Source organism: Psychrobacillus sp. OK028 (genome assembly GCF_900103605.1).
In the GTDB taxonomy this organism is placed as follows: domain Bacteria; phylum Bacillota; class Bacilli; order Bacillales_A; family Planococcaceae; genus Psychrobacillus.
The window spans coordinates 499,598-523,652 of record NZ_FNHY01000002.1 but is presented as its reverse complement, the minus strand read 5'-3'; the positions used below and the strand labels follow the sequence as shown (position 1 = coordinate 523,652).

Sequence of the window (24,055 nt, the reverse complement as noted above, 5' to 3'; positions counted from 1 at the left end):
TCTCCTTTTATAATGGAATATTACCATGTTTTTTGTTTGGTCTTGTTTCTTTCTTATTTCGCATCATTTCTAATGATTGTATTAGCTTAATACGAGTTTCCCTCGGGTCAATTACATCATCGACCATGCCCATTGAAGCTGCTACATAAGGATTTGCAAATTTTTCACGATACTCCTCAATCTTTTCAGCTCGTACAGCTTCAGGATCATCACTTTGGGCTATTTCACGAGCAAAAATTATATTTGCTGCTCCATTTGGTCCCATAACTGCTATTTCCGCATTCGGCCATGCAAAAACAACATCTGCTCCAATTGACTTGGAATTTAACGCAACATAAGCCCCGCCGTATGCTTTACGTAAAATAACTGTTATTTTAGGGACAGTTGCTTCTGAATAAGCAAATAATATTTTAGCACCATGGCGAATAATACCACCGTGTTCCTGTTTAATGCCTGGGAAGAACCCTGTTACATCTTCAAACGTAATGATAGGAATATTAAAGGAATCACAGAAACGAATAAAACGCGCTGCTTTGTCTGAAGAGTCTATATCTAGACCTCCAGCCATTACTTTTGGTTGGTTACAAACTAAACCTACTACCTCGCCCTTAATACGAGCTAGACCAATAACAATGTTCTTAGCAAATTCTTTTTGGACTTCTAAGAAAGAATTTGTATCAACGACTTGTTCAATTACCTTTCGAACATCATAAGGACGAATTGCTTCATAAGGAACGATATCAGCTAAATCTGGACGATAATTATCCTCTTCTTTTACATCAGCTATCGAAGGCTTTTCTTCAAAGCTTTGCGGTAAATAACTTAGCAGTAAACGTACGCTTTCTAAAACTTCTTCTTCTGTTTTTCCACGGAAATGTGCATTTCCACTTATTGTATTATGTACTTTCGATCCACCTAGATCTTCGGCAGAAATTTTTTCACCCGTAACGGTTTCAATCACTTTTGGACCAGTTATAAACATTTGGCTTGTTTCATCGGTCATAAACACAAAATCTGTTATAGCAGGCGAATACACTGCGCCACCAGCACAAGGACCTAAAATGACGGAGATCTGCGGTATAACTCCCGAATAAATAGCGTTTCGATAAAAAATTTGTCCATAACCATCGAGTGAAACGACACCTTCTTGAATACGGGCACCACCTGAATCATTTAACCCAATAAATGGCGCTCCATTTTTAGCAGCCAAATCCATAACATTCGCAATTTTAAGGGCATGCATTTCGCCTAAAGCTCCACCAAAAACAGTGAAATCTTGGGAGAATAAATAAACAGGACGACCATTAACTTTCCCGTAACCAGTTACTACTCCATCTCCAGGACCTTCTTGCTTGTCCATTCCGAAGTCTACTGTTCGGTGCTTAATGAATGGGTTTAACTCTACAAATGAATCTTTGTCTACTAATAATTCAATACGTTCACGAGCAGTCAGCTTCCCTTTTTCATGCTGCTTTTGGATTCGTTCATCCCCACCGCCAAGTTCGATTTTACGTTTTCGATCATATAAGTCATTGATTTTTTCATATATATCCATAATTACTTCACTCCCCCAGTTTTATCGACTAATTCATAAAGTACTCCACGAGATGCCTTCGGATGAATAAATGCTACTTGCGCTCCGTGTGCACCTGCTTTTGCTTTTTCATGTATTAGCTGAACGCCTTTTGTCTTTAGCTCGTCCAATCGCTCTTGAATATCAGATACGCCAAAAGCTATATGATGAATACCTTCACCCTTCTTTTCTATAAATGAATGAATCGTACTTGTTTCATCGATCGGTTGAAGTAATTCTAGAGTAACATTCCCACTATCGATAAAAGCTACACGAACTTTTTCGGATGGAACATCTTCTATATGTAATAGCTTTAAACCTAATGATTCTGTGTAATATGGAAGCGCTTCTTCTATACTTTTCACAGCAATCCCAATATGATCAACTTTCTCCATTTTTACACCCCTTTAAAAAACAGCAATCTTCTTCTATTGTACCTATTTCAAAAAAAAATCGCTACCTCTTGTGCATTTTTATGTTTTTGATAAAATAAAGGTACAAGCTAAAGGAGAGAAATTATGCAAAACCAAAAATTTCGTAAAATTATTGTTTATTTAATGATTTTTGTAATGGTAATGTCTACATTACTATTCGGTCTAAGCTTCGTCCTTTAAGATACTACAAAAGCGTAAGAACCAATGTCAGCCCTAAAGAACGCTGGAAGAATTGTAATAAAGGCACTCTTTGCCTTTATTCGCCATTCTGAAGCGACTCGAAGGGCTAGACGCTGGAGTCTGGACGGAGAATCACTTTTAGAAATTTAGCCACGTGTCATAGATTTTATAATTTCCAAGACAATAATAAAACCAGCGAATGCATATGTATGCTTCCGCTGGTTTTTATTATTTTATATTTCTTCGCAATGTTCTTCAAATAATCCTTGTAAGTGCGTGATTACAGAAGTTGGTGCGTGACCTTCTATTTCATGACGACCAATTTCTGCTACTGGCTGTCCATCTTTTAACAATACAAATGATGGAGAGGAAGGTAAGTGATCTTCTCCGAATAGATTACGCGCTTGCTGTGTTGCTAATTTGTCTTGACCAGCAAAAACAGTTACTAAATGATCCGGACGTTTGTCATAATGTACAGAGTTTGCAGCCGCAGGGCGAGCAATCCCACCTGCACAACCACATACTGAGTTTACCATTACTAACGTTGTTCCTTGACGAGCAAATGCAGCGTCTACTTCTTCAGGTGTCTTAAGTTGTTCAAAACCAGCTGCATCCATTTCGCCACGAGCCTGTTCAAGTATATCATTCATATATAAATTGAAATCCATATTCATTATTGCCACTCTCCTTTTTTAAACTAGTTTTATCTTATCAGATTATTTGTTTGAATTCGAGGAAAACAATTCGTCAACTGCTTGGGAAACTGTTATTTTTTCTTCCCGTACTAATTGCTCTAAAGTTGCCATAGATTTTTTCTTAACATGGGATGAAAAAAACTCATCATATAATCGATCTACAATCATTGTTTTAAACCATTCTAACGATTGCTCTTTTCGTCTTTGCTGCCATACAGATTTTTCCTTCATCTGTTGCTGGAACTGCAGTATATTTTCCCAAACAGCATCTAAGCCTATTTTATATAGCGAAGATACTGCTAGGGCTGGAGTCTTCCAGTATGGAGAGGCTGGTGCTAGAAAATGGAGTATTTGCTTATACTCTGTGACAGTTTTTTTCGCTAGCTTTTCATTTGATCCATCAGCCTTATGGACTATAATTGCATCCGTAAGCTCCATTATTCCTTTTTTCATTCCTTGTAGCTCATCTCCAGCACCTATTAAAGCTAACAATAGAAAGAAATCCACCATTCCCCTAACAATCGTTTCGCTTTGACCTACTCCAACCGTTTCAACTAAAATGACATCGTATCCGGCAGCCTCACATAGAAGCATCGTCTCGCGAGACTTTTTGTGTACGCCTCCAAGGGTACCAGCAGTTGGTGAAGGTCTAATAAATGCATTTGGGTGTTTGGCAAGCTCCTCCATTCTCGTTTTATCTCCAAGAATACTTCCACCTGTTAAAGAGGAACTAGGATCTATAGCTAGAACAGCAACTCTATATCCCTGATCACATAGCATTTTCCCAAATGCTTCTATAAAGGTACTCTTCCCTACTCCGGGAACTCCAGTTATTCCGATACGAATGCTGTTACCAGTGTAAGGAAGCAAGTTTTTCAATAATTGCTGACCAATTTGTTGTTGATCATTTACAGTACTCTCAATAAACGTAATAGCTTTTGCCAAATGCAGTCTGGAACCATTTTGAATTTGCTGGAAATATTCCTCTTCATCGATTTGAAGAGGCTTTCTTTTGGAGAACTTTTTAATAGAAGCCTTCCCCACACCATCATGTTTCGATTTAATACCACTCATCACACGCATAGAAGATTCGTTATTATTATCCGTGTTTGACATTAGCCTTCCACTTCCTCATAACCAAGACGCTTATAAATCTCTTCAATAACTTTTTGTGCAGCTACAGGAATAACTGTTCCTGGTCCGAAAATAGCAGAAGCACCATTTTCACGTAAGAAAGCATAATCCTGCGCAGGTATAACACCACCAACAACTATCAATATATCCTCTCTACCAAGCTTAGCTAATTCCTCTTTCAATGAAGGAACTAATGTCATATGTCCAGCAGCTAATGAACTCACTCCGACAACGTGAACATCATTCTCTACTGCTTGAAGCGCTGTTTCTGCAGGTGTTTGGAAAAGTGGACTAATATCTACGTCAAATCCTAGATCGGCAAATGCAGTTGCAATAACCTTAGCCCCGCGATCATGCCCATCTTGACCCATCTTAGCGATTAAAATACGTGGACGGCGACCTTCGTTTTCACGGAAGTCCTCTGCCATTTGTTTCACTGCAGCAATCTCTTCTGCATCATTAAAGTTTGCACTATATACACCACTCACAGAACGAATCACCGCCTTATGTCTTCCAGCTACCACTTCTATAGCATCTGATATTTCACCAATAGTTGCTCTTACTTTAGCAGCTTTTACAGCAGCTTCTAACAGATTGGTTTCACCATTTCTTGCTGCATCCGTTAAATCATTTAACGCTTTTTGTACAGCTTTCTCATCACGGTTAGCTTTTACCTTTTCTAAACGTTCCATCTGTTTTTGACGAACGACTGAATTATCAATATTTAAAATATCAATAGCATCTTCTTGCTCTAAACGATATTTGTTCACCCCGATGATTACTTCTTTAGAGGAATCAATTTGTGCTTGTTTTTTAGCAGCAGCTTCTTCAATCTTCATTTTAGGTAGTCCTGTTTCAATCGCTTTCGCCATACCACCAAGTGCTTCAATTTCTTCTATTAAGGTCCATGCTTTTTCCATTAATTCATGTGTTAGTGTTTCGACATAGTATGACCCGCCCCAAGGATCGATTACTTTCGTCATATTAGTTTCTTCTTGCAAGAATAGTTGAGTATTTCTAGCGATTCTAGCAGAGAAATCTGTCGGCAAGGCGATTGCTTCATCTAATGCATTCGTGTGAAGGGATTGGGTATGACCCATTGCAGCAGCATTTGCCTCTACTAACGTTCTTGTAACGTTATTAAATGGATCCTGCTCCGTTAAACTCCACCCAGACGTTTGTGAATGTGTGCGGAGTGCGAGAGATTTAGGATTTTTTGGATCAAAGCTTTGCATCATTTGAGCCCATATTCTCCGAGCAGCACGCATTTTTGCTATTTCCATAAAATAATTCATTCCGATTGCCCAGAAAAATGAGAGTCTTGGCGCAAAAGCATCAATATCTATCCCTGCTGCTAGCCCTGTTCGGACATATTCTAGTCCATCAGCTAACGTATAGGCTAACTCTATATCAGCAGTTGCTCCTGCTTCTTGCATATGGTAACCAGATATCGAGATGGAGTTAAATTTCGGCATTTTTTGAGCTGTATAAGCAAATATATCTGCAATAATTTTCATCGACATTTCTGGCGTGTAAATATACGTATTACGAACCATATATTCCTTTAAAATATCATTTTGTATCGTTCCAGCTAACTGCTCCGGAGCTACTCCTTGCTCTTCAGCTGTCACAATATAAAACGCCAAGATCGGTAACACTGCACCGTTCATCGTCATCGAAACAGACATTTGATCTAACGGAATCCCGTCAAATAAAATCTTCATATCCTCCACCGAATCTATAGCCACTCCTGCTTTTCCTACATCACCTGTAACACGCTCGTGATCTGAGTCGTAGCCACGATGTGTTGCAAGATCAAATGCAACGGATAATCCTTTTTGTCCCATCGCTAAATTTCTTCTATAAAAAGCATTACTTTCTTCTGCAGTTGAAAATCCTGCATACTGACGTACTGTCCAAGGTTTTGCAACATACATCGTAGGATATGGGCCCCTTGTATTCGGTGCGATACCTGGTAGATCGTTTAAATGAGAAAATTCCTTCGTGTCTTCTTCGTTATATACAGGTTTTAATGCAATTCCTTCATTCGTTAGAAAAGAATCTCCTGCAGGTATTTTTGTATGTGGCTCTTTTGATAAAACTTCTTTAATGGATACTTTTTCGTAATTAGGCGTTGTCATTTAAATCCTCCTTTTTAGCAAGGGATAGTAGTTGCTGCCCTTTTTCAAGAAGTGATTGTCCAGCATAGATACTTCCAGATAATCCTGAATCTAACCAGTCTTCATACTCCTCAAATTTTCCTGCAACATCCATTGGTACCGACAAATTTTCATTTAATAACGCTGGAACTAAACCAGCTGTTTGTTCATCGTTACCAACGAATACTATATAATCGATATTCTGTTCATTTATCCATTTTTGTAGTTCGAATGGTTTTAAGTTTTCCGGTGCTACTATTGGTGAAATCCCTAATGCGATTAAATAGCCTTTAACAAAATCCATACGAGCTTTATATTCCTTTAAAATCCCGTAAGGAATTATAGCAGTGTTTAATGGACTATCCTCAAAAGATTTTCTTAATTGTTCAAAAGGTTCTGCAAGTCGTTTATATTCAGTTTGTTTAATAGAGACACTATTCACGTCATCTGGATTTGCATAATTGTTAGTTCCGATTAAAGATTTTTTTCGAATAGAGAATGCATGGATCTGTTCGTTCCACTTTGCTGCTGCTCGTTCTAAAAGTAATGCTTGTCTATCCACTGGACTTTCTTCTTTCATAAGTGTTAAAAAGTATTTCCACGTTTTTTCGACTAGCTGATTCGTCAAGGTGTCTATATAGTAAGAACCTCCTGCTGCATCGACAACACGCTGAGTATGTGTTTCTTCTTTTAGGACGAGCTGCATATTTCTAGCAATTCTTTTGGATGTTGGTGTAGCCCCGGTTAAATAATCATATGGGTACGTCGTCAAGCTATCCGCTCCACCAAGAACGGCTGCTAATGCACTATTACCCGCACGCAAAATATTAACATTTGCATCTAATACGGAGTATGATCGCAACGAAGTTTCTGTATGTATAGGGATTGCAGGTATGTCAGGATTTCCATATGCTTGACCGAAAGCTTGCCATAGAATACGAAAGGCACGAATTTTCGCTATTTCCATAAAGAAATTGCTTTCAATCGAAAATTGAACAAAAGCTTTTTTAACAAGATTCTCTGCGCTAGTTTTTTGTGCAAACGCATCCGCTTGTACCAGTACACTTGCTAGTTCACTAATAGCGTCCCCTCCAGCTTGATGGATGCAAGTACCATTCAAGAAATACGTTCTAGCATTAGGTAGCTCTAAACCCTCTGCCCCTTTTACTAAACCTTGAAGGTCTGTGAAGTAAGTTAAAAAAGTTGGGTTATTCGTAACATCTAATATAGCAGTGTGGTCACTTAATAGCGTTGATAACTCTTCTATTTGTTCAGCACTCCAAGTATGTTCTTTTTCTACCTTATAATGAACAACATCATTTCCTTTTGAAAGTGAATCTTTTATTTCTTTAAGTATTGCTTCACTAGTAGATCCTTCAGCCATTTGAGCGATTAACCATTCAGATGATTTTTTCGATTTTCGAATAATCGTGGTTTGCGATGCAGGAATATTTGCCATATCTTCTATAGAATAAAGCGGTTTCAAAATAATCTCTTCTAAGGTTTTCGTGTTTAGTGACTCCAAAGTTTTCCCTTTTAAGGATTTGAGGGCTACTTGTTCCCATTGATCCAATGTTGCTTTGTTAAAAGTCGTTTGTCTCATTTTATCTAATGTCATATAAACGCGCTTTCGCTTCCCCCTATATTATAAAATTATTCTAATTATATATTAACTGACTCCTATAGCATTAGAAAGGGAAAATTCCTTTTTACTCGGCATCTCCCATTAAACCAAAATAATGATAAACACCAAATTCAAAACAACACCCCCTTATTTAAGTAATCTGCCGTGTCCCCTCTGTACGCCTTCTTCAAATAACTCACCAGCTTAAGAAGGTAAGGTCATTCAGGGTCACTTGTATATTTTTCTGGTAATAATTGCATTACATTACACTTTACTAGCTTACCTTTATAAGAAATGATTACATCAGTATCCTTCCCATAATCACTTATTAACTCCCGACACATACCACATGGTGCAACTACCCAACATTTTTCTATATCCTCGTGCGGATGAGGGTGAGCAACTGCAACAATCGTTTCAAATTCATGGTCTCCCTCAGATATAGACTTACCAATAGCAATTGCTTCGCCACATACTGTAATTCTTCCTACATTCGCTTCAACATGTACTGCTGAGTATATCTTTCCCGTTTTCGTCCTTACCGCCGAACCAATGTGATGTCGTTCGTATCTATAGTTCTTTTCAATAACTTTTTCTGCTTCCTTTATCAATTCATAATCTATGTCTTCTAATGGTCTTACTACTAACATAATAATCTCCCCTCACTACTTTTTGTCTCTTTTTCTTAAACTAAACTACTGCTTAATTTCAATTTGAAAAAAGGAATTGCAGCAGCAACCCCTTGATCTCGAATTAAAATAGTATATTTTTTACTTCAAGTTAAAAATTCCCTTACCAGTTTCCATATCTATAGGTAGGGATGAATGTTCATGAGCTATGAGCCAAGATTCATTCACTTTTTTTATTCCAAATGTGAACCGATTTGTCATTTGACGAAGTTTTTCACCGGATTCTTCTTTGTGGCCAGCAAATGTTACAGCACAATGAACAAATGCGAGATATGAATTTTCTTCCACTACCAGATCATTAATATCAACTTTAACTAAAACACCATCCTCATTCAATCCATTAAACCATTCGATCACATTTTCCTTCCATGAAGAAATACCCTTGCACTCCCAATTTCCCCAGCAATCATAAATATGAATATCAGGAGCATACATAGATAAGAATTTTTCAACATCCTTTTCGTAAACTGCTGTTTTGTAATTTTCAAGTACGTTTTCGACTTTTAAAAAAACCTCCGTCATTAACTACATCCCCTTTACTAATTTCAGAAAGGCTTCTAAAGAGCTCTCTGAAACAATCTGTTCGTAACTACTCTTCTTTTCAACACACAATATATAATTTAACTGATTTTAACAATTCTACTCTTTTGTATACTATCCTTATGAAAACTTTCAAGTGGAATTTTAAAGATGGATTGGTAAATAAATCTCTACTTCTTCACCATCTTCTACTGGATGATAGGTCTCAATAATGTAAGAATCTAAATCCCTTATATAACCCTGATCATCTGCCCATTTTAATAATTGGTCATGTAGATGATCGATATTAAGTATATTACTTCTAGTCGTGACATAGGATTGATCAGTTTCGATATAGTCCATCCCATCTGGAACTTGTTTTAGAGTCTCATTTACAATAATTCCAACGTAATAGTGACCTTTCAGATGGTTACCATCCTTTTTAGGTTCGAAAAGGGCTATTTCAGTACCCGAATGATTTTTAACTTCGTCTATACGAGTGATAAAATGTTGAGCAAGTGTTGGAACTTCGGCACCAAAATTATCAAAAGCTCCACCACCTTTTATACCCACAACTCTAAAGATTTTTTTAACCTTTTTACATTCCACCAATGTCCCCCCCAACGACTTTAATAACCCCTTGTATTACAATTCTCTTTTAACAAATGGAATTCCTTCCTATGGCAATCTTTTATTGAACTAACCTGCTGCGCTAGTTCAATAAAAAAAAGACTTAGTCCCTTCAAAAAACTCACTTTTTGAAGGAGTTTGGTAAAACAATTTTCCAAATATCATTTTCTTTTTTTAATTCCATTAAGGTGGAAGCTGTAAACTTTCCGTAGCTAACCATTAATTCGACTAATAAGCCATTACTATCTTCTTGTTTTACTTTGATTGAATCATAATATCTGAAATCTAAGGCTATTTCGTAGATTTCGTAGTTGGATATGTTAAGATTTTTATAATATTTTTCTTTAAAAGTATTGAAATCAGGTAACCCACCATCAATATAAGCCAACGAATAGATTGCTTCTATATCATCGATAACTGCTGAATGAATGTATATTAGTATAATCTTTTCTGGTGAAAAGCCATTCAAGTATTTTGTATCATATTCCTCAGTAAATTGTTATATGACTTCAATTCTTCTTCCGAGAAGTCGGTTAAATAAGAAAACTCTACTTCTGTGTCAGCAATATTTGGCACTTTCTCATCTACTATACTCGTTACATTCTCCTTTTTTGTTACATCTGTTTCTGCCGAATTACTAGACGTACAGCTAGTTATTAATAATAATGAAGATAGAAATACAAATAGAGGAATATTACTTTTCAATTGGACTTCTCCTTCCATGACTCCCCTCAATGTTGAGGAATGATAGCCACTTATATATTCCGTATTCCCCTAATTATTCCTTCTTTGACTTAACTCAGCTTTAGTTCAAAAAAAATGATCTATTTCTTCATGAAGTATTTATTTCATTAGCAAAAAGATTATTCTTGGTTATTTGGACATTAAATATTTTTCTTTAAAAACTGGACTAAGTTCACTCCATACATCGAATTTGTTACCATCTATATCATAAAAAACAAAATTCATTCCAGTATGTCCTCTGTTTTCAATTTCTTCAACTCTTATCTCATTTTCTACAAAATCTTTATGTAGAGTTTCTAAAGCATTTAACCCATTTACTTCAAAAGTTAGAGAAAAACGTTCTACACCATAAATATCAATGAAATTTGAGGTTTGTCTTTCAATTGACTTCACAAGAAAAATACTTTGGTTTGCAAGGTTCAAAATCGCTTTGTCTTCATCTTTATAAGATAAATCTGCACCTAATTTTTTTACATACCATTCAGATGAGAGTTCTACATTTGACACTGGAATATAAGAAGTTCCAACCCTCAATAATTTTTCGCTCATTTTTAAAACTCCTTCCAAATTCTGATATAATAAACAATTCTCTTTTTACATACCTTTCTCCTTCTAATAAAATACATCCTATGTCATCTATTATTCTATGAAGTAATATGAAGCTTGAGCCTCAGTCAGACAACCACCGAATGCAATACATTTTCTAGCATATTTCCAACCGTTCAGAATTATCTAACCAAACTCAGAGTGAACTATACAACTCACTCACATAAAAAAGAGGAAAATGAAAAGACCTAAGTCCAGTTTACATACTGGAATCAGGTCTAGAGGGCTGTTTTGACTCTATTTGTTTAGAATATTTAAACGAAGTTGCTCTTTTAAATGATCTCTTTAAAATTATGAGCTCGTTCATCCAGTGCTTCAGCTGACGAAGAAATTTCCGCGAAATCTTGTATGGCTACAAGAGTTTGTTGATGTGTTTCCTCTACGTTTTGAGATACACGAGTAATATTCTCGGTCACTTGCTCAATTTCTTGTACAATGCCTTCAATATTATCTTTAACTTCAGAAATAGAAAGCTCTACTTGAACAGAAAGTTTTCTTACTTCCTTTGCTACTACTTCAAACCCACGACCATATTCACCTGCTCTTGCAGCTTCAATAGCAGCATTTAAGGCTAACAAATTGGTTTGAGAGGCAATTTGTCGAATCGTCTTGACAATTCCTTTAATGGAATCAGTCTGATTATGTAATCTGACCAAGTTTTCTACATTTTCCTGCGAATCTTTAGCAATTCGCTTAATAGTATCTCCCAATTCTTCACTTCTTGTAATTCCAGTTTCTGAGCGATTGAATAACTCTGCTGACATTTGTTTCAAATCATCTGCTACTTGTACAATGGAATTTTGACGATTAGTGATATCAGTCGCTATTTTCAAAACCCCAATGACTTTACTTGTTCCTTCTGCAAAAATAGGCATATAAGTAGCTTCCAACCAAACGATATTTCCTGAAGCATCCATTCTCTCCACTTTATCTTGAAAACTTTTTCCAGAAAGTAAATTCCGCCAAAATCTTTCGTATGCTGGACTCTTCACAAAAGCAGGAAAGCAAAACTCTTCATGGTTCTTTCCATACATATCTTCTAAAGAATAATGTAAAGTTTGCGCAAATAAATCATTCACATATGCGACTTTCCGATTCACATCAAACCTTATTATGGCTAAATTATTTTTAATGGCATTGATTACAAGCTCGTCCGTTACATGATTATTTGCTGTTATCATATTTGTCTATTCCCCATTTATCAATTTCTATTAATCCATGTAGATTATTTCTTTACCTATCATTTATTAATTAAGAACCAGATTATTATCTAGTTTCTATTAAACATGTAATAACAACTATTGTCAAACTTAATTTAATAACGTTATACAAAGATTATTATAAATAATTAATCTTTGTTACTTTAAAGTTATTTGTTGATTGTTTAAAGACAAAAATAAAGAACTTCCATTTTCCGGAAGTTCCATTTTAATTTTATTTTTTTAGCTATAATCTTAATTTATTTTTGAGTTCCTTTAATACAAAGATTTCGCGTTTTATCCAACTGTTCTTTTCACTACCTAAACTATTCATAACTTTTTCATTTTGACCAATTGCATCATTAATGGAAACCCATTCTGGTGTAAATTCCTGTGCCAACTCGTAATTATCTAATTGTTGGGCGATTCTTTCATCATTTATTAATTCACAAAGATAGTAGTGTGAAGTCATTTGGAATAGAGCGTTATTGTCAAATTCGTCTAATTTCTTTTCAATAACTGATCCTAGCTTATCTTTAATACTACAGTTAATATACCCAGTTTCTTCTGCCAATTCACGAATGAGACACTCCGAATGACTTTCGTTCCCTTCGACCCCTCCGCCAGGAAATTTATAATCCCCCTTGTTCGAACGAACTAAAAGAATATTATTTTTTTGAAATATAATAGCTCTTATTGCTTCTCTGTAATTTATCCTAATATCTACTTGAACTTGCTGTGCTTCTATTACCTTATTAAAAATTGTAATCCCTCCTAGGTGTTTCTATTCTTTCTACTTGTACTTCCATAAAGCAATAACTGAATCCTCTATTTCTTAGAGCATTCAGTTAAATTCAATATTCTTGTTAGTAGAATAAGATAATATCAAATCAAGTAGTATATAAAAAAATGAAATTGGAAATAAATTAGTAAGTCAAAAAAGGATACTATAAGTAGCATATGCTAGCCAATAGTATCCTTAATAAAACATGCATTCAATAATATCACTCAATTTTCTACAAGAGATACCCTACAATCGCGTTCTATTGTTTGAATGCCATAGGTGTTTGTTGTTGAGTACTTGGTCTTTTCTGTAAAAAAATCCTTCTCAGAACCACATATAGAGCAATTTTGCAGTGAAAGTGGCATTTCAAGACCGCAGTGATCAAGCAATTCCTCATTGGTTAAAATCTCCACCGTCTTGCCCTCTGCCACTATTTCTCCTGCTTTGATAACGATGGTCCTACTGCAGGTCTCAACTATCGTGTCTAAATCATGGCTTGTAATAATTTTCGTATGTTCAAAGCTATTTAGTAAAGAGATTAATCTTCGGCGTGATTTAGGATCCAAAGCGGATGTCGGTTCATCCATAATAAGTATATCCGGTTCCATTGATAATACAGATGCAATAGCTGCTGCTCGTTTTTCTCCTCCTGATAATCTAAACGGCGCTCGGTCTTTCAGATGCGAAATTCCAACCAATTCCAAAGCCTTTGTCACTCGTTGGTTCACTTCCTGTTCACTAAGAAGATAGTTTCGTGGCCCAAACGCTACGTCATCATAGACTGTCGTCATAAACAACTGATCATCCGGGTCTTGGAAAACCATACCCATCTGTTGCCGAATCATCGGCAATGTTTTTTTGCTCACTGCCACTTCATCGACTAAAACTTGCCCATTCTTAGGAAAAAGAACCCCCATCAATAGCATAAGTAGAGTAGATTTTCCAGCACCATTCGCGCCAATAATTCCAACTGATTCCCCTCGACGGATAGTAAATGATATGTTTTTTATGGCCTCATATCCGTCTGGATAATCAAAATTCAATTCCCTTACCTCCAACATATGATAACTCAATTAGTTCACCACCTTTGTAATAAATGAACCTATTAACATTGGCAAATTGTTTGTTCTCGCGATGATAAAAAACAAACACCACCCAAACAAATAGACCATATCTTTCCAGCAATTCTTATCTATTTTTCCTGTATGATACTCTCCGTTAAAGTTTCGCAATGCCATTGAATCATATATCCTTTGCGCTCTGTCAAAGGTCCTTAAGATGAGTTGTCCTACGAAAGAACCCCAAACACGAGGATGGATTCCCCTCTGTCTCGGAGCACGTAGAGAATATGCCAGCATCATATGAGAAATCTCTTCAATCAATACATAAATATATCGGTACGTTAATAATAGCTGTAAAACAAAAATCTTTGGAACCTTAAGCATTCTTAATGCTGCAGCAAGACTGTCCATTCCTGTGGTTGCAATGAGTAAAAGGCTCGCCCCAACGCATACACAACTTTTGATCAATATAGATAGAAACGTCACCCAGCCCTTCGAAAATATCAATCCAAAGGCTGACATTGTTTGCTGATCAAATACTGGATTAAAGATTCCGATTCCAATGATAAAAGGCATCGCAAGTAGAACTCTTTTTAAAATGGGTCCGAGGGGTATTTCTGCAACAGTAATTATGACTATCGGATAAAAAAAGAATGGGAGCAGACCGACTATTTCATATCTTCCAAAAGATAGAACCACAGTCAAAAACACAACTGTGGTTAATAGCTTAGTCAGTGGGTGAACCAGATGAATAGAGGTTTCCTTCCGAGCCAAGTCATCTAGAACCCTCAAATTATACAAAGAACTTTTTATGTTTGACATGTAAAATCAATTCCTATCGAAAGTTTAACAGCTGAACAGGCTGATTCATTTAATTACATCCCATATTTGCAGGAATTCAAATCATTTATAAGGTTGCTTTTTCTTTTCTTTTTTTAGAGAGACTGATAATGAGACCTGTCAATCCTGCTAAAACTAGAGTCAGCGCCCCTCCAACTATTCCTGAAACACTTGTACCAGTATTGACTGCAGGCCATACTTCTTCAATTTGGGCAGTTGCTTTTACCTCGTTATCACTTTCACTAGTTTTAAATCCATAATCAGGTAAAAAAGTGATTTTACTTTGAATATCTGCTAAAACGTTATGAATACTGCTAGAAGCTTCAAGCTCAGTGGTGCCTCCTGTTTTTTCCACCGACCACTCCAAACCATCAGGATCAGTAGAAGCAAACCAGGAAAGACCCCCTCCTATTACAACAACTGCAATAGAAAGGCCGGTTAAAACCTTTTTCATTGATACCTTTCCTAATGGTAGTCCAGCGCTTGTTTTTTCCAAGATTTCTGGTCTTTCTCTCCATACGAAGGCTACTACTCCAGCTGTTATTAATCCTTCAACAATCCCTATGACAAGATGAATGGGCTGCATCAAGAGGAGAAACGTTACAAAAGGCAACTCCGTCTTACCTGATAAAAGGGTCTCAAGTACAAGACTAAATGCTCCTAACTGAAGACCAATGACAACTGAAATCAATGTACCCCAAAAGATTCTTTTCGGTGAAATACCTTTTCGGGTAAACCATTTATAAATTAACGGATAGGCTACGAAACATGTAAAAAAACCTAAATTAAATACATTACTGCCGTATGCAAGCAATCCGCCATCACCAAAAAATAATGCTTGAATCATCAGAATGGATGCCATCGTCAAGAAACCTGCATATGGACCAAGTAATATGGCTAATAGCATTCCGCCACCAATATGACCACTAGAGCCTGTACCAGGAATAGCAAAATTAATCATCTGTGCAGCAAAAACAAACGCACCGATTACCCCCATAAGAGGAATTTTCTTCTCATCCAATTCATTTTGAGTCTTTTTAATAGAATAAGCAGCAACTACTACTGAGGCTGCCAGCATTGAACCACCTACTACTGGTGAAAGCAAAGCATCAGCCATGTGCATATTGTTCGACCCCTCTCCCAAAAGTAAAAAAACCCACAAAAAAGCAAGCACAATACTCATTCTCTTCATGAGTTAATTCAATAGTTATGGTTTTAAAATCAAGCACAAAAATATTGCGAATCTCACTTCTACTAGTATTCGGATTGCTTTAAGAATACTCATAAATATTTAATAATGTAATATGTCTGTTATAATTTGTAGTACGATTAAGCATGTTTTAATATATGCATGTATAATTACTTCCATAACCTCTATTTTTTTAAAATATCATTAAACATCTTTTATTATGTTTTGCTTTAAACTCAATAAAAGACTGTGGAGAAAGTTTTTCTCCACAGTCTTTAGTTCTGTCCTTATTCTAGTGTTGAGGAGATTACTGATACAACAACTATTAAAACACTTATAGTAAGGAAGTAAAGCACCCGCTCCCCTTCATTACTTTTTCGTTTCCGTAAATTGATCATACATAATTTCTTTATAATATTGCTCATAACCTACCATTCCAAGTTCTCTTGCCGCCGCCAGTTCTGCTTCTCTATCATAAGGAACACGTACAAAGTTAATCGAATTTGTTCCATATGAACCATCAACAATAACATATGTAGCATCAATTAAATCTAAACCCACACTCCCTACATTGCAAAGGGTACCGATTTCATAACTTCTTAATAGAGTTATATGAATATCTCCATAAAACACAATATCTGGAGTACGTTTCGAGTGAAGTGATTTGGTTTCTTCACTATTCTGAAAAAGAGACATACACTTTTCTAAGGGATGATACTCAGGTGCAATTCGCTCAAAAACACTTCTCGGTGATGCGTGGAAACAACGAATCAGTTTTCCATTTAACTCAAATTCAATATGAAAAGGTAGGGAGGCCAAGTAGTTAAAATCCTCCTTTGTTAGCTGGCTTTGGGACCACTTAATAATTTCATTATCTGTTTCAACTTGGATAAACACATCCCAATTCCCATGAATGACTTTATCACAATGCTTTCTAACAAGTTCGATACATTCCGAACCACGCGGACCCTTCCCAACCAAATCTCCCAGACAATATATCTGATCTACACCACGTTTTTCTATATCTTTTAGAACCGATTCTAATGCAGTTAAATTACCATGAATATCCGAAATAATTGCTATTTTTGACAAACAAATTTCCCCCTTTAGTAATACCGTCTGTATATATTAAATTTTACCTAAATTTTATAAAATGATAATACTAGTTTCATCAAAAAATACAATAAGGACCAGATTATCCATTTGCAATCTCCTCTAAGTTAAACAACATTCTTCAACTAATCTGTTACGTAAGTTCAATAAACATATTCTATTCACTTGTATCCATCATTTTTGAATAAATTTTTTATTTAATTGTACTTCTTCTTTTTCCTTATCAAGAAAATAGATTTCATTCACGGAGCTTCCTGGGGCAAAGTCAGAATATATATACCAAAACTTAATATCTTTTAGCACTGGATCATCTATATACTCATACAAATGGAAAACTTTATTTGCGTTTTCGTTTAACAATTTCATTTCTCTGATCGAATATTCAATATCCCTATTTTTAACCAGTCCAAAGGATAAACCAGCTTCTTTCGGTGAGTTTGTGTAGGGAATATCATTTTCTTGCTTTAGATCATATACGTTTAATTGACTTTGATAAACGTCAAAATCTTTATACAGACCAGCCGTGTAAAGTGCTTCGGAATAGCCTATTGATATATTCCCGTCTTCATGAATAACTAAAGCTAACGTATCATCAGATAGTGAGAGTACTTGCCCAACTGTCTTTTTTTTCAGCTCATTTAAAGCACCTAAAGTAGTAGAATGATAATTTTGGGATATATAAACAACGACTCCTAAAACTAAAATAACCAATACTGCCATAATCCATAAAAATAGTTTCTTCACTAAAACACCCCTAATTAATGAGTTATTTATTTAATTACTTCGACATTCTCCCATAAATGCCCTCTTATTGCAGTACCTGTTGTTTTAGTTTAATAAAAAAGATTTACTCCTTCTTAAAGTAAAGCGCCGTTTGTTAAATACTTATTCGTACCCACCATTGGACACGGGAAGTGATTTATATTCGTCCTTGCTTTTAATGATATTAAGGACGTAATTTCTCAACTCAACTAGTTGTTTTGCCTCGTTCGTTGGTTCGCAGTACTTCCCTGAAATTACATGTGTAAACGATTCACCATTGATCATAATTTTCCACACATCTTCTTCATACGGTTCTTGCATACAAACCGTTCCGTTTATAGGCTCAGGTGTAAATTCTTTCGTTTCAACTATATTAATTTCTTGCATTTTCTCATATATATTTTTCATTTCTTCTTCTGTTAAGATTAACTCAGTGGTTGCAATACCATCCGCTATTAAATCCTTTGTCACAGTGTCTTTGAAAGTATTGACTTCATTCTTTTTTTGTACACCGAACTGAATATAAAAGTCAAAATCTTCAGGCATATTTTTTGGCATATTTTGAGTAGTAGAATTAGTTCCATTTTTAGATATCTCGTTGGTGAGTTCCTCCTCTTTACCACTTTGTTGACAGCCTAATAACCCCGTTGTTACAAATATTAAAGACAAGATTAAGCTAAGTTTTTTCACTATCTCATCACTCCTTTAGGAAACAGAATAAGGTAGTTTTCGTTTCCATAAATTTTGTGGAAATTTGTTCAACTAACGTGCTTTGCCCAGCAACCGCTGACCTTTTACTAAAGCTCGTGGGTGAAAAAAATATTACTCATAATTTCCTGTTGCCTCTAGAAGAGCCATGTATTCGTTTTTAGAAGAAACAACTTTATGAATGTATTCTTTAAGTTTAATTAAGTTCAGAACGTCCTCTGGATATTCACAATAAGTTTTATAGTAAAAACTTTTTGTTCTACAGTTCATTTGATTATTCCATTTCGAAATCGTGGATGCTCCGTGTTGACACTCATTTTCTTCATCCAAATCGTTCAAAGTTAATTCACCCATTATATCTATTTTCATCATCTCATCATAAATTGCTTGTTTTTCTTTTTTGGTAAGTGAAATGCTAGCTTCGATTGTTCCGTCTTCAACAAGGTCTTTAACTACAACATTATTAAAAGTATCTATTTTTTGTTTTCCGTATGTTCCATAGATTATAGTAAAATTAAAGTCATCTGGCATCTTTTGATTTGTATAATCTTCTGAATTATGACAACCAGCAACAAGTAGTAAGTCCCCCCTTTTAGTGTTAGACGAAGAATAACCATATTAAGGTACACTTATATGCTAAACTGTCTACAATATGAAAAAAGCTTTACTCCTTTTGGAAGTAAAGCACACGTTAAGTTTAATTCGAAAAAAAGTGTTGCCTAATTGTTTGCTAATCTTAGAGTATGTCTGGCTGTATAACTCCTATACATAGAACTCTTAATTAAACACTATGGCAAATATTATTTGCGTAATTTTTTTATAAAATTGTAACGGTCCTCAGTTACAAAACTACAGTCTGGGACAATAGGAGCCTGACGAAGCTTTATAGCAAGCTTATTTAAAATTGGCGTAAACTCAGCACGTTCACTCTCTTCAAAAGCATATTCTAAACCATATTGATAAATATCCGTTTTTATTTCATTCATCCAGACAATGGAGCCAAGTAGCTTAATAGGTTCACCAAATAAGTAAGTCTCAAATTCAAGTATTATATTCAGATTTACGGTAAGCTTTAAATCTGTTAAAAAGCGAAGTCCACCTAAACCAATATCCTCGATTAATACTACTGTTTTTCCTATGTCCACCATACGTCCATTGATTCGTGTAATAGTCATTGAACCACTGAGTGGGAAATGAAGAGGGACTCTGAAAAATTTTCTTTGTTCCTCTATTGCTGGATTTTCTAATTGGGGGGCATTAGGAATATCAATTGTCCCAATCTTTAATAATTCTTCAAATTCAGATGCTGGTAGAGGCTTTGAAAATAAATATCCCTGCACAACCTTACAACCCATTTGCTTTAAAATTTGGTATTGTTCATAAGTTTCTACACCTTCAGCTATTACGCTCATCCTTAAGCTGTCGGCAAGTGTAATCATGGTTTTAGTGATTAAGTTCGATTCATTCTCTTCATCTTGACTTAGATGGGTTATAAAGGAACGATCTATCTTCAATGTACCAATATACTTATTAAACTTGGTTAAATAAGATAATGATGAGTAGCCTGTACCAAAGTCATCTAAGGAAATTGTTATTCCTGTTCTAATGAGGTCATTTAAAGTGTTCAACACAATTTTCTCATTTTCTAACATAGAAGTTTCAACAATTTCTATTTCGATAAATTCAGGATCAAGCTTGGTATCTTCCAAAATCTCTTGAAAGTTATTGACAAGATTTTTATCCAAAAATCGTTTTGCTGATAAGTTCACCGATATAGGTATTTGTGGTAAGCCCATTTCTTGCCACGCTTTAATTTGTTTGGCTACCTTCCAATTCATTTTAATGCCAACTTCAGCTATTAATCCATGCTCTTCAATAATTGGTATGAACTCATTTGGAGATAGTATCCCCCATTCTGGATGATTCCATCTAATTAATGCTTCTGCTCCTACCATTTCATTATTCTCAGTGCTTACCTTTGGCTGAAAGTAATACTCTAATTGATCATTTTCAAGTGCTAAACGGATGTCAGATCCTAACTTAAAAGCCCTATATGTTCGAATATCCATTGTAGAAGAATATACTTTAAAAGTATTTTTTCCATCCTGTTCCGCATGATGTAGGGCTGCATCTGCATTTTTCATCAGGGAAATTGTATCCTCACCATCAGTCGGGAAAAGACTGATTCCAATGCTTGTTGTCATAGATAGGGTATATGATTCGATAACAAATTGTTCTTCCATAGCACTAATGATTTGATTTGCTTTGTCTATTATCGTATTGATAGTTTTACAGTCAGGAGAGATTATAGCAAACTCATCACCGCTTATCCTAAATAGTTGGTGTTCATCTCCGAGTACTATCAGAAGACGTTTAGAAATAGCTTTTAATAATTCATCCCCAACATGATGACCGAGTGTATCATTTGTATATTTAAATCTATCTAAATCTAGGTACATAATTGCCAATTTCTGATTTAACGTTTTAGCGATTACTAATTCCTTTTCCAAGGTCTCTTCAAAGGACTTTCGATTTGGCAACTCTGTCAATTGGTCAAAATAGGCAAGGAAATTGATTTTATCCCAAGATTCCTTTCTCTCTGTTATATCTATAATCGTACCCAAAATTATTGGGTCTTGGTCTATAAATATTAATTTGGAATGTGCTTCGATTTCTATCTCAGAACCGTTTTTACGAATTACACGACAATAATGTGTTATTCCTTCCTCACCTTCTTTTAACGAATCAAAGGTGGATTGGAGTTCATTTATATCTTCTGGATGAACGAAATTAATAATGTCGATGTTGACATCTCCGTACTTTGTTCCGAGTAGTTGATGATAGTATGGATTGCCGTATAAAAGGCAGTTATCTTTTAAGATATAGACACCTACCAAAGCTTCCTCCACAATAGCTCTAAATTTCATCTCCGATTCCAGTAAACTATTTTCAAGTTTTAGAGCTTCAGATTTATCTATTATAATTCCGAAAGCACCAGTTACTTTACCCTCTACAATCGCAGGAATCAGAACAATATGAATCGGTATACTCTCCCCATTATTATGTATGAAGAAAGTGTCCATACTCTTTGGTACTCCGTTCAAGACTTCCAAGAAGTTTTTCTGATAATTACCCTGTTCATGCTTTGGTAGATACTTGAAAAGTGGGGAAACTGAAACTTCTTCCTCCTTATAACCTGTCCTTTTAAACAAATTTTGATTTGCTTTAGCAATAACACCATCGCTATCTAAATAAAGAGCTATTTCTGGGTTATGCATAAACAAGGAACGATAAAAAGTATCTTTATCTATATGCTTTGTCATAGAATATACTCCTTTCTTCCTAATTCTAAAGAGCTATTTTGAAATAATTAAAATTTTACCCTAATACCTATAATCTTACAATAAAATCTAATTTAATGCGCGATATTTTGAAATATACTCAATAGGGTACTTCAACAGAATCGTTAATTATTATCTTTTAAAATATTTAGATTATAATTAATATTTCGTTAAAATCCTCATAACTAACTCATTACTATGATAAAATAAATCATATCTTAATAGAATTGAGGAATGAGAATGGTTAAATTTGATAAGCCTGATGTAGAACAATTTTTTCAAACATTAACAGTGGAAAATTTCACTGTTAGTCCTGACGAAAAACAGCTTGTAATCAGTACAAACCTAAATGGTCATTTTAATCTTTGGGGAATGGATTTGCCTAATCAATTTCCATACCCACTGACGTTTAATAATCAGAGTGTAGACTTTTTAACTTACGCAGAAACTGGTGAATTTATCGTTGCCGGTTTTGATAAAGACGGAGATGAAAACACACAAATTTATGCTCTTTCTCCTCAAGGCGGCAAACTGATTCCGCTCCGAAGCAATGAAGGCGAACGTCATTTCTTAAGCTATTTGACGAAAGATGGAAAACGTCTTTACTATTCAACAACAGCAGGAAATGCAAGCTTCCTGAATAGTTATCTATATGATATTGAAACTGGCGAGGAGAAGCTTTTACTCGAAGGCAATACTGCTCCTACCTCAATAGGTGCTGTCTCTCCAGATGAAAAGTCTTTTGTTTCAAGTAAACAGTTTGGAAATACTTACTCATTAGCCTATGTCCATGTTGAAGAGGAAACTATATTATTAACCCCTGAGACGGAGGAACAACACACCGTTACGGATATGCTGTATACTTCCGAATCCGAGATATATTTCTTAACAAACTATAATTCTGATTTAACCTATTTAGCTAAGTTCGATTTAGAAGCTAAGGCATTTAAAAAGGTTATAGATATGGATAAAGAGGATTTCTCAGGGATAAAATTCTCTAAAGAAAAACAAAGTATTTATTTGTTAGGTTCATATGGAGTAGAAGATCGTCTATATGAATACCATTTAAAAAGTGGAGAACTAAAAAAAGTTAAAACACCAACAAGTGTCGTAGAAAAATTTATCGTAATGCCTACGGGTAATCTTTATATCAAAGGACGGACTTCCACTAGACCAAATAATGTCTTTATTTCAAGAAACAATGGTGAATCATGGGAAGAGTTAACTCAATTCCGAATTCCAGGAGTTTCAGATGAAATGCTGGTAGAACCAACAATCATCACTTATCCTTCTTTTGATGGTCTAGAAATTGAAGCCTTGCTTTTCAAAGCAAAAGAAGAATATTCCAACGGTCATGTCATTTTATGGCCGCATGGTGGGCCTCAGTCCTTAGAGAGAAAATGGTTTCGCTCGATGTTCCAATTCCTACTCAACAGAGGGTATTCCATTTTCGCTCCAAACTTACGTGGTTCCTCTAACTATGGTCTAAAATTTATGAAATTAGTAGAAGGCGACTGGGGACATGGACCACGTCTAGATAATTTAGAAGGCTTGGAATGGTTGATTAAAGAAGGATTTGTCGACAGAGATAAAATCCTACTCTTAGGTGGCAGTTATGGAGGCTATATGTCCCTTTTACTACACGGACGCCATGCCGAGTACTTCAAGGCAGTTGTAGATATATTTGGTCCGAGTAATCTATTTTCCTTTGTAGATTCCGTACCCGAGTTTTGGAAATCGTACATGATTCAGTGGGTAGGAGATCCAGTAAAAGATAAAGAAAAATTTATAGAAGATTCCCCAATCACTTATTTAGATGGGATGACAAAACCTATGCTTGTCATTCAAGGGGCTAATGACCCACGGGTCGTACAAAAAGAATCTGACCAAATTGTCGCAGCTTTAAAGGAAAAAGGTAGAGATGTGGAATATATGGTATTACCAGATGAAGGGCATGGTTTTTCGAAAAAGCAAAATGAAATACTTGTTTATGGGAAAATGTTGGAGTTCTTAGATCGGTATATCTAAAAAAAAGTGTCGATAAGGGAGCTTCCCTATATCGGCACTTTAA

General features: G+C 35.5%; 24 protein-coding genes. 2 read left to right on the top strand and 22 right to left on the bottom strand.

From position 1 onward, the window contains the following. Window positions 1-7: 7 nt before the first annotated feature. Window positions 8-1,555, bottom strand: coding sequence for an acyl-CoA carboxylase subunit beta (locus tag BLR36_RS05790; protein WP_093060766.1), 1,548 nt, complete (start codon window positions 1,553-1,555; stop codon window positions 8-10). Between the two features lie 2 nt (window positions 1,556-1,557). Further along, on the bottom strand, window positions 1,558-1,968 hold the full coding sequence (gene mce, locus BLR36_RS05785; protein ID WP_093060765.1) for a methylmalonyl-CoA epimerase: 411 nt from the start codon (window positions 1,966-1,968) through the stop codon (window positions 1,558-1,560). A 123-nt stretch (window positions 1,969-2,091) separates the two neighbouring features. On the opposite strand from mce, the gene prli42 reads away from it, so the two are divergent. Then, window positions 2,092-2,187: a stressosome-associated protein Prli42 gene (gene prli42, locus BLR36_RS18745; RefSeq protein WP_175453977.1), complete on the top strand. Its 96-nt coding sequence runs from the start codon at window positions 2,092-2,094 to the stop codon at window positions 2,185-2,187. A gap of 233 nt (window positions 2,188-2,420) precedes the next feature. Here prli42 and BLR36_RS05780 read toward each other — a convergent pair whose 3' ends face one another. The 20 genes from BLR36_RS05780 to BLR36_RS05685 form a co-directional block, all read right to left on the bottom strand. After that, window positions 2,421-2,861, bottom strand: a complete 441-nt coding sequence (locus tag BLR36_RS05780) for a BrxA/BrxB family bacilliredoxin (RefSeq protein ID WP_093060764.1) — start codon at window positions 2,859-2,861, stop codon at window positions 2,421-2,423. Window positions 2,862-2,903: 42 nt separating this feature from the next. Next, a complete protein-coding gene (meaB, locus tag BLR36_RS05775) occupies window positions 2,904-3,998 on the bottom strand; it encodes a methylmalonyl Co-A mutase-associated GTPase MeaB (RefSeq protein ID WP_093060763.1) in 1,095 nt (364 codons plus the stop codon). Next, window positions 3,998-6,157, bottom strand: a complete 2,160-nt coding sequence (gene scpA / locus BLR36_RS05770; RefSeq protein WP_093060762.1) for a methylmalonyl-CoA mutase — start codon at window positions 6,155-6,157, stop codon at window positions 3,998-4,000. Before scpA ends, meaB begins: the two co-directional genes overlap by 1 nt. Further along, entirely contained in the window at window positions 6,144-7,793 is a 1,650-nt protein-coding gene (locus tag BLR36_RS05765) for a methylmalonyl-CoA mutase family protein (protein WP_093060761.1), read from the bottom strand. The genes scpA and BLR36_RS05765 overlap by 14 nt, the downstream gene beginning before the upstream one ends. A 224-nt stretch (window positions 7,794-8,017) precedes the next feature. Further along, a complete protein-coding gene (locus BLR36_RS05760; protein ID WP_093060760.1) occupies window positions 8,018-8,449 on the bottom strand; it encodes a cytidine deaminase in 432 nt (143 codons plus the stop codon). A gap of 120 nt (window positions 8,450-8,569) precedes the next feature. Next, complete coding sequence (locus BLR36_RS05755) at window positions 8,570-9,010, bottom strand: YybH family protein (protein ID WP_093060759.1); 441 nt, start codon at window positions 9,008-9,010, stop codon at window positions 8,570-8,572. A gap of 162 nt (window positions 9,011-9,172) precedes the next feature. Further along, window positions 9,173-9,616, bottom strand: coding sequence for a GyrI-like domain-containing protein (locus tag BLR36_RS05750; protein WP_093060758.1), 444 nt, complete (start codon window positions 9,614-9,616; stop codon window positions 9,173-9,175). Between the two features lie 142 nt (window positions 9,617-9,758). After that, a complete protein-coding gene (locus BLR36_RS05745; RefSeq protein ID WP_093060757.1) occupies window positions 9,759-10,106 on the bottom strand; it encodes a hypothetical protein in 348 nt (115 codons plus the stop codon). Next, on the bottom strand, window positions 10,103-10,342 hold the full coding sequence (locus BLR36_RS05740; protein WP_139185065.1) for a hypothetical protein: 240 nt from the start codon (window positions 10,340-10,342) through the stop codon (window positions 10,103-10,105). Before BLR36_RS05740 ends, BLR36_RS05745 begins: the two co-directional genes overlap by 4 nt. A gap of 168 nt (window positions 10,343-10,510) precedes the next feature. Continuing rightward, window positions 10,511-10,930, bottom strand: a complete 420-nt coding sequence (locus tag BLR36_RS05735; protein ID WP_093060755.1) for a VOC family protein — start codon at window positions 10,928-10,930, stop codon at window positions 10,511-10,513. A gap of 329 nt (window positions 10,931-11,259) precedes the next feature. Then, window positions 11,260-12,168, bottom strand: a complete 909-nt coding sequence (locus BLR36_RS19165; protein ID WP_093060754.1) for a methyl-accepting chemotaxis protein — start codon at window positions 12,166-12,168, stop codon at window positions 11,260-11,262. A gap of 265 nt (window positions 12,169-12,433) precedes the next feature. Further along, window positions 12,434-12,883 carry an NUDIX hydrolase gene (locus tag BLR36_RS05725; protein WP_256371013.1) on the bottom strand — a complete coding sequence of 150 codons (450 nt, stop codon included), beginning with the start codon at window positions 12,881-12,883 and terminating at the stop codon, window positions 12,434-12,436. Window positions 12,884-13,194: 311 nt separating this feature from the next. After that, on the bottom strand, window positions 13,195-14,013 hold the full coding sequence (locus BLR36_RS05720) for an energy-coupling factor ABC transporter ATP-binding protein (RefSeq protein ID WP_254771333.1): 819 nt from the start codon (window positions 14,011-14,013) through the stop codon (window positions 13,195-13,197). Between the two features lie 30 nt (window positions 14,014-14,043). Then, complete coding sequence (gene cbiQ / locus BLR36_RS05715) at window positions 14,044-14,853, bottom strand: cobalt ECF transporter T component CbiQ (RefSeq protein WP_093060751.1); 810 nt, start codon at window positions 14,851-14,853, stop codon at window positions 14,044-14,046. Between the two features lie 85 nt (window positions 14,854-14,938). Continuing rightward, window positions 14,939-15,994, bottom strand: a complete 1,056-nt coding sequence (locus tag BLR36_RS05710; RefSeq protein WP_093060750.1) for an energy-coupling factor ABC transporter permease — start codon at window positions 15,992-15,994, stop codon at window positions 14,939-14,941. A gap of 435 nt (window positions 15,995-16,429) precedes the next feature. Beyond that, window positions 16,430-17,152: a metallophosphoesterase family protein gene (locus BLR36_RS05705; protein ID WP_093060749.1), complete on the bottom strand. Its 723-nt coding sequence runs from the start codon at window positions 17,150-17,152 to the stop codon at window positions 16,430-16,432. Between the two features lie 195 nt (window positions 17,153-17,347). Further along, window positions 17,348-17,917 carry a hypothetical protein gene (locus tag BLR36_RS05700; RefSeq protein ID WP_093060748.1) on the bottom strand — a complete coding sequence of 190 codons (570 nt, stop codon included), beginning with the start codon at window positions 17,915-17,917 and terminating at the stop codon, window positions 17,348-17,350. A gap of 141 nt (window positions 17,918-18,058) precedes the next feature. Then, window positions 18,059-18,625 carry a type 1 periplasmic-binding domain-containing protein gene (locus tag BLR36_RS05695; protein ID WP_093060747.1) on the bottom strand — a complete coding sequence of 189 codons (567 nt, stop codon included), beginning with the start codon at window positions 18,623-18,625 and terminating at the stop codon, window positions 18,059-18,061. 132 nt (window positions 18,626-18,757) lie between these two features. Continuing rightward, a complete protein-coding gene (locus BLR36_RS05690; protein WP_175453976.1) occupies window positions 18,758-19,174 on the bottom strand; it encodes a hypothetical protein in 417 nt (138 codons plus the stop codon). Window positions 19,175-19,443: 269 nt separating this feature from the next. After that, window positions 19,444-21,966 carry an EAL domain-containing protein gene (locus BLR36_RS05685; protein WP_093060746.1) on the bottom strand — a complete coding sequence of 841 codons (2,523 nt, stop codon included), beginning with the start codon at window positions 21,964-21,966 and terminating at the stop codon, window positions 19,444-19,446. Between the two features lie 258 nt (window positions 21,967-22,224). On the opposite strand from BLR36_RS05685, the gene BLR36_RS05680 reads away from it, so the two are divergent. Further along, complete coding sequence (locus BLR36_RS05680; protein WP_093060745.1) at window positions 22,225-24,012, top strand: S9 family peptidase; 1,788 nt, start codon at window positions 22,225-22,227, stop codon at window positions 24,010-24,012. Window positions 24,013-24,055 lie beyond the last annotated feature (43 nt).